This window comes from Sphingomonas rustica, assembly GCF_039652585.1.
Lineage (GTDB): Bacteria > Pseudomonadota > Alphaproteobacteria > Sphingomonadales > Sphingomonadaceae > Sphingomonas > Sphingomonas rustica.
In genome coordinates this window covers 491972-504588 of the sequence record NZ_JBDIZK010000002.1, presented here as the reverse complement: position 1 = coordinate 504588, position 12617 = coordinate 491972, and the positions used below count along the sequence as shown (strand labels likewise).

The 12617-nt window shown below is 65.1% G+C and carries 15 protein-coding genes; all 15 read left to right on the top strand.

The window, feature by feature from the left end:
* Positions 1 to 4 precede the first annotated feature (4 nt).
* The 15 genes from TPR58_RS05280 (at position 5) to TPR58_RS05210 (ending at position 12585) form a co-directional block, all read left to right on the top strand.
* Positions 5 to 310 (top strand): REDY-like protein HapK, encoded by a 306-nt coding sequence (locus TPR58_RS05280; protein ID WP_346245571.1) that lies wholly within the window; start codon positions 5 to 7, stop codon positions 308 to 310.
* A complete protein-coding gene (locus tag TPR58_RS05275; RefSeq protein ID WP_346245570.1) occupies positions 310 to 1107 on the top strand; it encodes an SDR family NAD(P)-dependent oxidoreductase in 798 nt (265 codons plus the stop codon). The genes TPR58_RS05280 and TPR58_RS05275 overlap by 1 nt, the downstream gene beginning before the upstream one ends.
* Positions 1107 to 1973, top strand: a complete 867-nt coding sequence (locus tag TPR58_RS05270; RefSeq protein ID WP_346245569.1) for a polysaccharide deacetylase family protein — start codon at positions 1107 to 1109, stop codon at positions 1971 to 1973. The genes TPR58_RS05275 and TPR58_RS05270 overlap by 1 nt, the downstream gene beginning before the upstream one ends.
* Positions 1970 to 2737, top strand: a complete 768-nt coding sequence (locus tag TPR58_RS05265; protein ID WP_346245568.1) for an enoyl-CoA hydratase/isomerase family protein — start codon at positions 1970 to 1972, stop codon at positions 2735 to 2737. The genes TPR58_RS05270 and TPR58_RS05265 overlap by 4 nt, the downstream gene beginning before the upstream one ends.
* A complete protein-coding gene (locus TPR58_RS05260; protein ID WP_346245567.1) occupies positions 2734 to 3636 on the top strand; it encodes a VOC family protein in 903 nt (300 codons plus the stop codon). The genes TPR58_RS05265 and TPR58_RS05260 overlap by 4 nt, the downstream gene beginning before the upstream one ends.
* Positions 3633 to 4427 (top strand): aspartate/glutamate racemase family protein, encoded by a 795-nt coding sequence (locus tag TPR58_RS05255; protein WP_346245566.1) that lies wholly within the window; start codon positions 3633 to 3635, stop codon positions 4425 to 4427. Before TPR58_RS05260 ends, TPR58_RS05255 begins: the two co-directional genes overlap by 4 nt.
* The gene (locus TPR58_RS05250; protein ID WP_346245565.1) at positions 4424 to 5410 is read left to right on the top strand and encodes a zinc-binding dehydrogenase; all 987 of its coding nucleotides are present in this window, start codon (positions 4424 to 4426) and stop codon (positions 5408 to 5410) included. The genes TPR58_RS05255 and TPR58_RS05250 overlap by 4 nt, the downstream gene beginning before the upstream one ends.
* Positions 5407 to 6144 carry a DUF3108 domain-containing protein gene (locus TPR58_RS05245; protein WP_346245564.1) on the top strand — a complete coding sequence of 246 codons (738 nt, stop codon included), beginning with the start codon at positions 5407 to 5409 and terminating at the stop codon, positions 6142 to 6144. The genes TPR58_RS05250 and TPR58_RS05245 overlap by 4 nt, the downstream gene beginning before the upstream one ends.
* A complete protein-coding gene (locus tag TPR58_RS05240) occupies positions 6144 to 6701 on the top strand; it encodes a carboxymuconolactone decarboxylase family protein (protein ID WP_346245563.1) in 558 nt (185 codons plus the stop codon). Before TPR58_RS05245 ends, TPR58_RS05240 begins: the two co-directional genes overlap by 1 nt.
* 21 nt (positions 6702 to 6722) lie before the next feature.
* Positions 6723 to 7532, top strand: a complete 810-nt coding sequence (locus tag TPR58_RS05235; RefSeq protein ID WP_346245562.1) for an alpha/beta fold hydrolase — start codon at positions 6723 to 6725, stop codon at positions 7530 to 7532.
* Between the two features lie 386 nt (positions 7533 to 7918).
* Entirely contained in the window at positions 7919 to 9514 is a 1596-nt protein-coding gene (locus tag TPR58_RS05230; protein ID WP_346245561.1) for a D-arabinono-1,4-lactone oxidase, read from the top strand.
* On the top strand, positions 9511 to 11616 hold the full coding sequence (locus TPR58_RS05225) for a RiPP maturation radical SAM C-methyltransferase (RefSeq protein WP_346245560.1): 2106 nt from the start codon (positions 9511 to 9513) through the stop codon (positions 11614 to 11616). The genes TPR58_RS05230 and TPR58_RS05225 overlap by 4 nt, the downstream gene beginning before the upstream one ends.
* A 224-nt stretch (positions 11617 to 11840) precedes the next feature.
* The gene (locus tag TPR58_RS05220) at positions 11841 to 12128 is read left to right on the top strand and encodes a hypothetical protein (protein ID WP_346245559.1); all 288 of its coding nucleotides are present in this window, start codon (positions 11841 to 11843) and stop codon (positions 12126 to 12128) included.
* A gap of 75 nt (positions 12129 to 12203) precedes the next feature.
* The gene (locus tag TPR58_RS05215) at positions 12204 to 12356 is read left to right on the top strand and encodes a hypothetical protein (protein WP_346245558.1); all 153 of its coding nucleotides are present in this window, start codon (positions 12204 to 12206) and stop codon (positions 12354 to 12356) included.
* A gap of 85 nt (positions 12357 to 12441) precedes the next feature.
* Positions 12442 to 12585: a hypothetical protein gene (locus tag TPR58_RS05210; protein WP_346245557.1), complete on the top strand. Its 144-nt coding sequence runs from the start codon at positions 12442 to 12444 to the stop codon at positions 12583 to 12585.
* The last annotated feature ends 32 nt before the right edge of the window (positions 12586 to 12617 follow it).

Below are 12617 nucleotides of genomic sequence, written 5' to 3'. Positions count from 1 at the left end.
ATCGATGCGGATCATCGTCCTGTTCAACCTCAAGCCCGGTGTCGATGCCGCCGCCTATGAAGCCTGGGCGCGCGAAGCCGACATTCCCGGCGTCAACGCGCTCAAGTCGGTGGAGCGCTTCAGCGTGCATCGCACGACCGGCCTGTTCGGCAGCGATGCGCCCGCACCCTATCACTATGTCGAAGTCATCGACATCGTCGCGCTCGACCCGTTCGTGGCGGAAGTGTCGACCGAGGCCTTCCAGAAGGTGGCGGGCGCCTTCGCGGATTTCGCCGACCATCCGCAGTTCCTGCTGACCGAAGACCTGTAATGGCCCAGTTCTCAGGACGGACGATCGTCGTCACCGGATCGGGCAAGGACAAGGGGCTCGGCCAGGCGATCCTGCGTCGTTTCGCCGAGGAGGGCGCGAACTGCATCGTGTCCGACCGCGTCATCGACGACGAGGCCATCTCGGTCGCCGATGACCTGCGCGCGACCGGCGCGAAGGTCGAAGCCATAGCCTGCGACGTCTCCGACGCCGCGCAGTGCACGACACTGGTCGATGGGACCGTGCGCGCGTTCGGCGGGGTCGATATCTTCGTCAACAATGCCGGCATCGGTTTCATGATGAAGCCCCTGCTCGACGTGGATCCGGCCGACTGGGCGACGGTGATCGCCGTCAACCTGTCGGGCGCCTTCTATGCCACCCAGGCCGCGGCGCGCGCGATGATCGCGCACGGCCAGGGCGGGCGCATCATCAACATCGCCAGCCAGGCCGCCAAGTCGGCCTTCCCGCACCTGCCCGCCTATGTCAGTTCGAAGCACGGCATGATCGGCCTGACCCGTGCAAGCGCGCTGGAACTCGGCGCGCACGGGATCACCGTCAATGCGGTCTGCCCCAATCACGTCACCACCGGCCTGGGCGCCCAGCAGAACGCCTATTTCTCGCAGCTGCTCGGCTTCGCCGACACCGAGGCGTACCTCGCCAACATGGCCAGGAAGAACCCGATGGGTCGTCCGGGCAAGGCCAGCGACACGGCCGCCGCCTGTGCGTGGCTCGCGTCCGATGCGGCCGGCTATGTGACCGGAGAAGCGATCAATGTCTCCGGCGGCGAGGAGATGCACTGATGCGCGAGGAACGGATCGACTGGCCGAACGGCGAGAAGATCGCCTTGTCGGTCGTCGTCAATGTCGAGGAAGGCTCCGAAATGACGGTCCTGCGCGGCGACCGCGGCATGGAGCCGGTCGACGAGCTTGGCATCCACATCAAGGGTCCGCTGCGCAACTACGGCAACGAGAGCAATTATCGCTACGGCATCAAGGCCGGCGCGCCGCGCATCGTGAAGCTGCTGCGCGACCATGACGTGCGGGCAAGCTGGACCGTCGCCGCGCTCTCGCTCGAGAACCATCCGGAAATCGCCGCCGCGATCCGCGAGCTGGGCCATGAGCCGGTGAGCCATGGCTGGCGCTGGGTCCATCAGTTCAAGATGGACGAGGACGCCGAACGCGCGTTCATAGCCAAGGCGGTCGAGTCGATCGAGCGGACCACCGGCACCCGGCCCTATGGCTGGCTCAGCCGATATTTCCACACCGACAATACCCGTCGCCTGCTGATCGAGGCAGGCTTCGAATATCATATGGACGACTATTCGGGCGACGTGCCTTTCTGGGACCGCGACACCGTTCCGGGCCGGCCGATCGCGATCGTGCCCTACCAGCTCGATACCAACGACATGAAGATGTGGACCGACCCGGCCTATGCACCGCATAACTGGCTGGACTATGCCCGCCGCTGCTTCGACCAGCTGTATCGCGAGGGCGTCGAGGGCAATCCAAAGATGATGTCGCTAGGGCTTCACCTGCGCATCATCGGGCGGCCGGCGCGTATCTGGGCGCTCGAGGAATTCCTGCGCCATGTCCGCGGGCATGGCGATGTGTGGATCGCGACGCGGCGCGAGATCGCGCATCATCTGGCCAGGGTCGATCCGACATGACGCTTCGGCTTGAGACGCGCGGGCCGGTCGCCCATCTGCTGATCGACCGCGCGGCGAAGCGCAACGCCTTCACCCAGGCGATGTGGGAAGCGCTGCCGCAACTGATCGATGCCGCCCTCGCCGACCCCGCAGTGCGCGTGGTCGTGGTCCGCGCGGCCGAGCCGGGCGCCTTTTCCGCCGGTGCCGACATCGCCGAGTTCGGGTCGGGCGCTCGCGATCCTCAATGGCGGGCTGCAAATCAGACGGCGATCGCCCATGCCCAGCGCGCCATCGCCCGCGCAGGAAAGCCCATTATCGCCTTTGTCGAGGGCGACTGCGTCGGCGGCGGCTGTGGCATCGCCATCGCCTGCGATCTTCGCGTCGCCCGCACGCCCGCGCGTTTCGGCATCACCCCGGCCAAGCTCGGCCTCGTCTATTCGCTCCACGACACCAAGCTTCTGGTAGACTTGGTCGGCCCGTCCCAGGCAAAGCGGATCCTGTTCACCGGCGCGTTGATCGATGCCCAGGAAGCGCTGCGCATCGGCCTGATCGATATGATCGATGACGATCCGCAGGCACTCGTGGAGACGATCGCAGCCAATTCGGCGCACAGCATCGGCCAGTCGAAGGCGATGGTCCGCCGCATCCTCGATGGCCAGACCGATGACGATGCCGATACGTCGGCACTGTTCGCCGAAGCCTTTTCGCTCCCCGATTTCGCCGAGGGCGTCGACGCGTTCCTGACCAAGCGCAAACCCGATTTCGTCACAGGGGGCGGCGCATGACCTTCCTGACCCATGGCCGCATCATCGGCGGCCTCTCGACCACGCCCAACCTGGATGCGGCGCTCGCCGACTATCGCGACGCGCTTGGCCTCGAGGCGATCGAGCAGGGCACCCTTCCGCCCGATCTCGCCGCAAGCTGGGGCTGCCCGGCAGCGGCAGGCGCACGCTTCGCCACGCTTGCCCCCGCCAGCGGCGCGCCGTGCCGGCTGCGGCTGGTCGAACAGCCGCTGCGTGCCGATTTCACCCCGACCCGCAGCTATGGCTGGGCGGCGTACGAGATCACCGTGCAGGATGTGTTCGGCTGGCCCGAACGGCTAAAGGACAGCGGGTTCGACATCGTCGGCGTACCAAAGGAAATCCCGGGCCTGCCCTATTTCGTCGCGATGCAGATGCTCGGGCGCGGTCGCGAGATGGTGTATCTCAACGAAGTCCGTCAGGACACGCCGACCTCCGACCTGCCGCGCGCCGGATCGCCGGTCGACCACCTCTTCATCGTCATCCTCGCCGCCCCCGACCGCGCGGCGGCGATGCGCTGGTACGAAGACCGGCTCGGGCTTGAGGAAGGCGGCACCTACACCATCCCCTATTCGATGATAAACAAGGCCTTCGGGCTGGATGCCGCCACGCTGACGACGATCAGCATGGCGCAGAAGGGACGGATGCCGATCGTCGAGATCGACGACTATCCCGAACAGGCGGACCAGCGGCGGCGCGACGAGGGCATGTTGCCGCCGGGCAATGCGCTCGTGACGCTGGCGGTGGACACGCTCGACGGTCTCGGGCTCGACTTCATCACCCCGCCCCGGGTCCGCGACGACGCCTTTTACGAAGGTCGCCGCGCGGCGACGGTTGTCGGGCCGGCCGGCGAATTGCTCGAGCTGGTGGAGATCGCGCGATGAACCGCATCGGCCTGATCGGCACCCCCTTCAATCCGTTCGAACGCCGTACCCCGGCAAGTGAGCTCGCGTCGCTGCTGCCGACGGGCGTGACGCTCAGCGCCTGGCCGTCCCGGGTCGGCGCCTTTCCGCACACGCCGCTCGAACGGGCGATGCAGGTGCTGGGCCATGCCGAGGCCGCGATCACCGCGGCGGAACAGGGTTGCGACGCGGTCGTGATCGACAGTGTCGGGGATTACGGCCTCGCCGCGATGCGCGCCGCGCTCCCGGTTCCGGCGGTCGGCTCGGGCGAGGCGGGCATGGCGAGCGCCGCCGCCCATGGCCGTTTCGCGGTCGTGACGGTCTGGCCGCAATCGATGAACTTCGTGGTCACCGATCTGCTGCACGAATATGGTCATGGCCAGGCCTGCCTGGGGATCGACAATGTCGGCCAGGAAGGCGACCTCGATCGGCTTACCGGTCCGGATGGCTATCTGGCCGACGTGAAAAGCGGCAAGCCCGCGCTGCTGGACGCGATCGACGCTGCGGTCGCGCGCGCGGCCGCCCGGGGTGCCGATGCCGTGCTGCTGGGCTGCACCTGCATGTCGCCGATCGCAGATCGCATCGCGCAGGCCGCATCGATCCCCGTCATCAATCCGCTTGCCGAGGGGGTGAAGGCCGCGCTTGCCGCCACCCCGATCGTGCAGGCGCCGCCCCTAAGAGAAGGAAGAGTCGAGTTGCTCAGGACCATGATCGCATCGATCGCCGATGCGCCGATCGAGGATTGCCCCGTCTGCGTGGGAGACATCGCATGAGCGCCGTGCGTGAAGTCGTGCTTCGACACGCGGTCACCGATGCGCCGGTCGCCGGCGACTTCGAGATCGTCGAGCGCCGCCTGCCGGATACGCTGCCCGCCGGCAGCGTCCGGGTCCGGCTGCTGTGGCTGGGGCTCGACCCCTATGTTGGCCAGACGTTGCGCGCGCGGCACATGGGCGAAAAGCCCCCAGCCCCGGGCGAGCCGCTGCCTGCGGAAAGCGTCGCGGTCGTCCTCGCCTCGAACGATCCGGCCTTTGCCGTCGGGGACCATGTCGTCGGTAATTGCGGCTGGGCGGAAGAGGCGATCGTCCGGGTATCGCGCCTGCGCCGCGTCGATCCCGACATCGCGGTCGCCGAGCATCTCGGCATTCTCGGCATGCCCGGCCTTACCGCCTGGGCAGGCATGACCCAGCTCGCCCGGGTGAAGATGGGTGACGTCTTCACCGTCGATGCCGCCGCGGGCGTTGTCGCGGGAACCGCCGGCCAGATCGCGAAGATCGAGGGCGCGACCGTGATCGGAATCGCCGGCGGTGCCGACAAATGCGCCATCGCCACCGGGCGCTACGGCTTCGACGACTGTATCGACTATAAGCTCGACGGCTGGGAACAGAAGCTGCCGAGCGACATCTCGGTCCATTTCGAGAATGTCGGCCAACGGGTGCTGGACGCGGTGCTCCCGCGCCTCGCCATCAACGCCCGCATGGTGCTGTGCGGCCTCGCGCAGCATTATGGCGACGGCAGCGTCGCCCGGCTGCCGGTCGGGCCGATCATCGGCAAGCGCGCACAGCTTTTCGGACTGGTCGTGTACGACTATTTCGCGCGCCGTGCCGAATGGGTCGCCTACGCGACTCCGTTCATCCGCGACGGCCGGCTGATCGAGGTGCAGGACGTGGCGGACGGCCTGGAACAGGCCGGCGCCCAGATCGAGCGTGTCGCGCTTGGCCGGACGGAGGGCCGAGCGCTGGTGCGGATCGGCGGATGACGCGCTTCGCCCCGCTTCCCCGGCGCGACGGACTCATCACCTATCGCCATGCCGATGGCGGGCTGTGGGGCACCGAGCGCTGGGGCATCACGCGGGGCGGCGACGGTCGGCGCGTGCTAAGCGCACATTGCGAGATGGCGATCGGCAGCGACGATGTCGTGCGGGACAGCGTCCTGTCGGTCGACGCCGATTTCCAGCCCTGCGACGCCTATGTCCGGATCATGAACGGCGGCCGGCTGACCGGCACGGGCTGGTTCCGCTTCGACCAATCGCATGCCGAGTGCGAGACCTACACCGAGGCGGAGGGACGGTTGTCGCAGCGGATGCCGATCCAGCGGCCGCTGCGCGGCTTCGGCGTCCATGCCGTACAGAGCGACGGCTGGCTGGGCGCCAGCTTTCCGTTCGAGGAAGGCCCGGGGCACGTCAAGTTCTGGGGAACGAACCTGATGCACAGCCTGCACCATCTGGGTGCGAGCGGGCCGTATTTCACGACGACGCACAGTGGGCTGGAATATGTCGGGCTCGAAACGGTGACGGTCCCTGCGGGCACATTCGAATGCCGCCGCATTCGCCTGCGCGGCACGACGAACAACCACCCGCCCTATGACATGTGGCTCTCGACCGATGGCGACCATCTGTACGTCAAGGGTGTCGTCGGCGGATATATGGACTCGCTGTTCCAGCTCGAAGAACTCACCGGCTCGCCTTTGGACGCCCCCGAGGAGACCTGCTGATGCTGCCCGACACACCATTCAACCGCGTCCCGCGAGAGGCGCTCGATCCCGCGCTGCTGCCGATGTGGGACACCACCCAGGCGCTGCACGGCGACACGACCTTCGTCGAGGTGATGGGCAACGCGCCCGAAGTCGCCAAATGGTATGCCGACCAGTTCTACGGACAGCTCTTTCATTCCGGTCGCTGCGATCGCAAGGTGCTGGAACTGGTCCGGCTTGGCCTCGCGAACGTGCATGGCTGCGCCTTCTGCAATCGCAGCGATCGTATCGCCGCGCGCGAAGCGGGCCTCAGCGATGCGGAAATCGACACGATCGGCGACTATGCGACTGGCCCGTTCGACGACAGGCAGAAGGCAGCGCTAGAACTCGCCGACGTGATGGTGCTGACCAATGCCAAGGGCTCGGTCTCGCCCGAGCTTTACGCCCGCCTCAAACGGCATTTCAGCGACGCGGAACTCGTGGAGCTGGGCGTCGTGATGGCGGTGCTGACAGGAATGGCGAAGTTCATCTTCGCCTACGATCTGGTCGAGAAGGAAGATTATTGTCCGCTCGTCTGACGATATCGAAAGGCATCATCCGTGGTTGAAGTCCGGCGTCACTATGTCGATGGCCCGTTCGGCCAGCTGCACCTGCGCATCGCCGGCGAAGCGACCGCGAAGCCGGCGCTGATCTGCTTCCACATGAGCCCGATGACGGGGCGCATCTATACCGGGTTCATGGCGCAGATGGGCGAGGACAGGCTGGTGGTCGCGGTGGATACACCGGGCTTCGGCATGTCCGATACGCCGGACTCGCCACCCGAGATCGCCGACTATGCGCGTGCGATGATGGCGGCGATCGATGCGTTGGGCATTGCCGGACCGGTCGACCTGATCGGCTATCACACCGGGTCGATGATCGCGTGCGATGTCGCGCGGGCACGGCCCGGCCAGGTCCGCCGCCTCGTCCTCGTCTCCACCCCGATCTTCACCGACGAAGAGCGGACGGCGATGCGCACGCTCTATGCACCCGAGACGCCGAAGGAAGACGGATCGCATATCCTGAAGCGCTGGAATGGCTGGCTGCGGCACAACCGGCCCAGCGGCCTGCCGCTCGAGGCGATCGCCGACATGTTTCCCGATGCCCTGCTGGGCCGTGGCCGTGGCTGGTGGGGCCACCGGGCGGCCTTCAATCACCTGCCCGACATGGGCCTGCCCCAGGTCCGCCAGCCGATCCTGGTCATCAACAATGACGACGACCTGACGGAATATACCCGTCGCGCGGCGCCCCTCCTGGTGAACGGCAGGATCGTCGAGACGCCCCAATGGACCCACGGCTTTCTCGACGCCGCAACTGATGAAGCCTGCCTCCTGGTCCGTTCATTTCTCGACGGCGCCGCGCCGCACTGAGGTGCGATCGAAGCGCTGAAGGGCCGGCGTCCAGGCAGGTGAAAGCCCCGTTGCGCCTCCGTCCAATCGACCTCGCCGGCAGGTAACCACGCCTGCCCGAGAGGCAAAGCAGTACGCCCCACGATCCCGGGTGCCGGGATCGTTTGCCCACACGATCCAGTTCCGTGCGAGGAACGGCGGAGCAGATTGGCGCGCCACCCACTGCGGATAGGCCATTGACGCACGACGCGTTGCCAAGGCCGCATCGGACCATCGCCTCTGCGCAATTCATATCGAACCATTTCGGCCAATTAACACCATTGCGCTGCGACTGAAGATGGATGACCTTCGCCGCTGGTCCAGGTCAATGTGCGTAAGACGACTCCAGTAGCTTTTGGAGACAAGCGATGATGGACGCCGGCTCGCTTCCCGAACAATCCAACCCAATTTGGACAAATTGGACAAAGAATATTGTCCATCAACCGCCGCCCAGCGTTTCCTATTACTATTTTTCACCCAGCAACCTTAGCGAGTTACAGGCAGTTCTCCAGAAGGGGACCACCGACAATGCCGTATTGCGCGTGTCCGGCCAACGCCATTCACAACCGCCGCTGGTGATCGATACCTCGGCAACGTCATCGACGGGTGCCGTGAACTATCTTGTCGACATGTCCTGCTACGCCGACCTGGGCCCCAATGGCGACCAGAACATGATCGTCGATGTCGCGAACAAGCAGATCACGGTAAATACCGGCGTTCGCGAGGACCAGATCATCGATCTGCTCACCCAGAACAACCTGATGCTGCGCACCGTTACCGCCGGCGGTTTCTTCAGCGTGGGTGGCATGACCTCGGTGGATGTGCATGGCGCGACAGTCGCGGCGCCGGTCTTTGCCGGCACGGTCTCGGCCTTCACCATCCTGCGTGCCGACGGGACCGTCGTGACGATCGATGAGTCGACACCGTCGGTCAACGGCTGGAACCCGCTCCAGTTCGCCCGGGTCAATCTGGGCGGCCTGGGCATCGTCACGTCGGTGACGATCGATGTGCTCGACCGGCCCTATGCCACGACACTGGACGGCGGCAGCACCTCGTTCGATGCCCCTACGCGAGACCAGTTCGCCGCCACCTTCCAGACGCTGCTGACAACGCATGATCGCATCGAGACCTTCTACAATCCCTATTATTTCCCGCCGATCACCAATGAATATTTCGCGGCATGGTGGAACGTGGTCGATAACCCGGCCAACAAGATCCCGAACCAGCCGATCCCCGCGGAAAGTGCCTGCACCCTGGCGGCCGATGACGAATATGGCGCGCCGATGCTGCCCGGTGAGGATATTGCCGAGGAAGCGGCGATCATCGCGCAAGGCGCCAAATTCCTGGCGGGCGGGGTTACCGTGGCGGGCATGGCCACGATCGCGATCAATGTCGCAAAGGCAAACGCCGCCTATTCCGATGTGTGGCTGACCGAGGCCGCCCGGGTAATGTTCATGTCCTACTTCATCGAGATGCCCGCGATCGACGCGGCGTCGCTCGGCAAGGTGTGGGACAGCCTTCAGGTGGTCGGCAAGCGCATGCAGCGCGGCAGCAGCTTCTACATCGCCGCCCCGATGGAGTTCCGCTTCGTAAAAGGCAGCGACATCGCGATGGCCGGCACCTACACGACCAATCCCGATGCGACGTTCGTCAATCTCGACCTGATCGGCTTTATCCGCGCGACGCCGACCTCCGACTATCCCGCAGCGCTGCTGAAGTTCTTCGCCGACGTGGAGCGCGAATGGGTCGCGATGGGCGGCTTCCCGCACAACGGGAAGATGTACGGCTTCTATGATCCGCAAGGCGCGGCAGGCAATTTCGGTGCGGCGTTCAATCCCAATTTCCTTGCGGAACTGCGCACCCGCCGAGGCACGCCGCTCCAGGCGTTCAATGACTATCGCCGATCGCAGGACCCGAACGGCCTGTTCTACAACGACTATCTGCGCGCGCTGCTCGAAGGGTGAGCGACGGAGTCCAGCATCCGAGCAGCCTCGCCTGGCACGCGGAGCCGAACTGGCGCGGGGCCTCAGCCCCTCCCCTCCCATCGTGGCGATCGGAAGAGACAGCGGAGCCCGGCCTCGCCAGCGACGTCTGTCTGGTCTCGATGCCCTATCCGATCATCGACCAGCCCTCGGTCGCACTCGGATTGCTGCAAAGTGCGCTCGAACGACGCGGCATCACCGCTCGCAGCTGGTATCCCTGCCTGTGGTTCGCCGAGGAGATCGGCCTCGATGTCTTCTCCTTCATTGCCGACAGCAAGCAGGAGTTCCTGATCGGCGAATGGACCTTTGCGGGCGCGGCGTTTCCCGAGTTCAAGCCGGACCTCCACGCCTATCTCGACATTGTCCTCTCCGCGGCAGTGTCCCGCGGCCTGTCGCTGCGCAGCGGATTTCGTGAGGACCCGCGCGCCGCGCTGATCCGGACGCGGGACGCCGCGCCCGGGTTCGTCGACCGGGTGGCACGTCGCATCCTGGCCGCCCGCCCCAAGGTCGTCGGCTGTACCTCGACCTTCTTCCAACACACCGCCTCGCTGGCACTTCTGCGCCGCATTCGCGCGCTCGATCCGGACGTGATCACCGTGATCGGCGGCGCCAACTGCGAGGCCGCAATGGGGGTCGCGACGAAGCGTTGCTTCCCCTGGGTCGATTTCGTCGTGTCGGGAGAGGCCGACCTGCTCTTTCCGGATCTGTGCGACAAGCTGATCGAGCAAGGTCGCGATCTGCCGCCCGAGGCGCTGGCGACGGGCGTGATCAGCGATGCGAATATCGACCGAGTCGGCACCGGCGAGGCAGCCCCCCGTGCCGCCGTCCTGCGGATGGACGATGTGCCCGAGCCCAATTTCGACGATTATTTCGATACGCTCGCAGGCTCGCCGCTGCGGCGCTACATCGCTCCCGGTCTAGCGATGGAGACCTCCCGGGGATGCTGGTGGGGCGCAAAGAAGCATTGCACCTTTTGCGGCCTGAACGGGGGCAACATGGCCTTCCGGTCGAAATCGGCCGATCGCGTGTTCGATGAGCTGGAAAATCTGTCCGGCAAGTACGGGATCCGCAAGTTCAACGTCGTCGACAATATCCTCGACCTCAAATATTTGCGCGACCTGCTGCCGCGACTGGCAAGCGACGACCCCTACACCCTGTTTTTCGAGACGAAGGCGAACCTGAAGCGGGAACATCTCGAGGTCATTGCAGATGCCGGGATTCGCCGCCTGCAGCCCGGCGTCGAGACGATGCATGACGACATCCTGCGCCTGATCGACAAGGGCACGACCGCGCTCCAGAATATCCAGTTGCTGAAATGGGCGCGCGAGCTCGGCATCTTCATCACCTGGAATTTCCTGTGGGACGTACCTGGCGAGACCGACGAGATGTACGGCGAGATGGCCGACTGGCTTCCCAATGTCTCGCATCTTCAGCCGCCCGGGATCGACCGCATCCAGTTCCACCGCTTCAGCCCCTATCATCAGCGCGCCGAAGAGTTCGGGCTGACACTGACTCCTTACCCCGCCTATCGCTCGGTCTATCCGGTGGCCGAAGCGGAGTTGTCCGAGCTCGCCTATTATTTCGACGCGGTCGGACGTCCCCCGGCCCAGGTCGCGCTCGACGCGCGCCCGCATCTCAAGCGGGTGATCCAGATCGTCGGGCGGTGGAACCAGCTCTGGGGGCTTGCCGGACCGGTCGTCGGCGAGAAGCCGACGCTGCACGGTGTGCGGGATTCATCGGGCATGCGGATCACCGACACCCGACCGGGCGCGATCGCCGAACAGCATCAGCTCAGTGGCCTCAGCCTGCGCGTCCACGACCTGTGCGACAGTGTTCGATCGCTCCCGGCGTTGCAGACCCTTCTTCGCGACGATCCCGAGCAGCCGGGCGAAGCGGAAATCCTGGCGATCCTCGACGATCTGGAGCGGCGACAGCTGCTGCTTCATCACGGGGAGCGATACCTGGCGCTGACCATGCGACAGGTCATGCGCATCCCGGATACGCCTGCCGAGTTCCCCGGCGGTACGACAGACGTTGCCGCCTGGTATGCCGACCAGCGGCCGGCCGAAGCGGCAATCGGGTGACCAGCTTTACGGGCCGCGGTTGAACCCTCGGGACTGTCAACTTTCACCTACAACTATAGATTATGTATCGCCAAAGATGTTTTCGAGTCCAATAGACTAGCGATACTGTCATTTCACTGCTGAATCGGACTCGATTGAAGTTGACTGCAATTCTGGGCAGGTACACCATCCCGGCGTGAACTCGAAACGGATCGAATTCACGGACCCCTCAAGGAGGCCCATCCATGAGCAGCAATACGATCTCCGATCTCTCGGCGGCAGACTGGGCCGCCCTGAAGTCGGCCAGCACGGAACAGCACAAGACCGTCTATGACGGGGAGAATTCGGGCACGGCGACGACCGATACGCCCGGGCTCGGCAAGACCGTCATCGGTTACGAGTATAATCCAGGCGGCGAAACGGCAACGTTCACCGTCAAGGAGAAGCCTTCCGGCGTTCCCGATGAGGTGATCTGGTTCGCGCTGGGCGCCACCGTTGCGCACGTCTCGGGCGCACCGGCCAAGAGCTACTGAACCGCCGGCGGCGCCATCGCGCGCCGCACACTGCAGGACGACCATCACGGTCATATCAGCAAACGGGGAAACAAGATGGACAGCGAACAGACACTCTCGACCGGCGACACCTCGGCAGACCGGATCGAAGCTGCGCTTCAGAGCGCAATCGGCGAGGAATTGACCGACGAGCAACTGCTGCAGATGGCCGAAGGCTCCTGCTCCTGGGGCGCCAACTGCCGCGGCTGATCGCCGCGGCCGTCTTTCGTGAAAAGGTCCGAAGCGCCGGGTTCCGATGCGGATCCGGCGCGTCGGCGCAAATGGGATGCATGACATGGACCATGAACTGAACCCCGCCGCCAATTCGGAAGAGGCCAATATCGATCTGGCACTCGGCGAAGAACTGACCGACGAGCAACTGCTGCAGATGGCCGAAGGCTCCTGCTCCTGGGGTGCGAACTGCAACAAGGGTTGCTGAATCGCGCAGGTCGATTGCCGCTTCCGGTACGC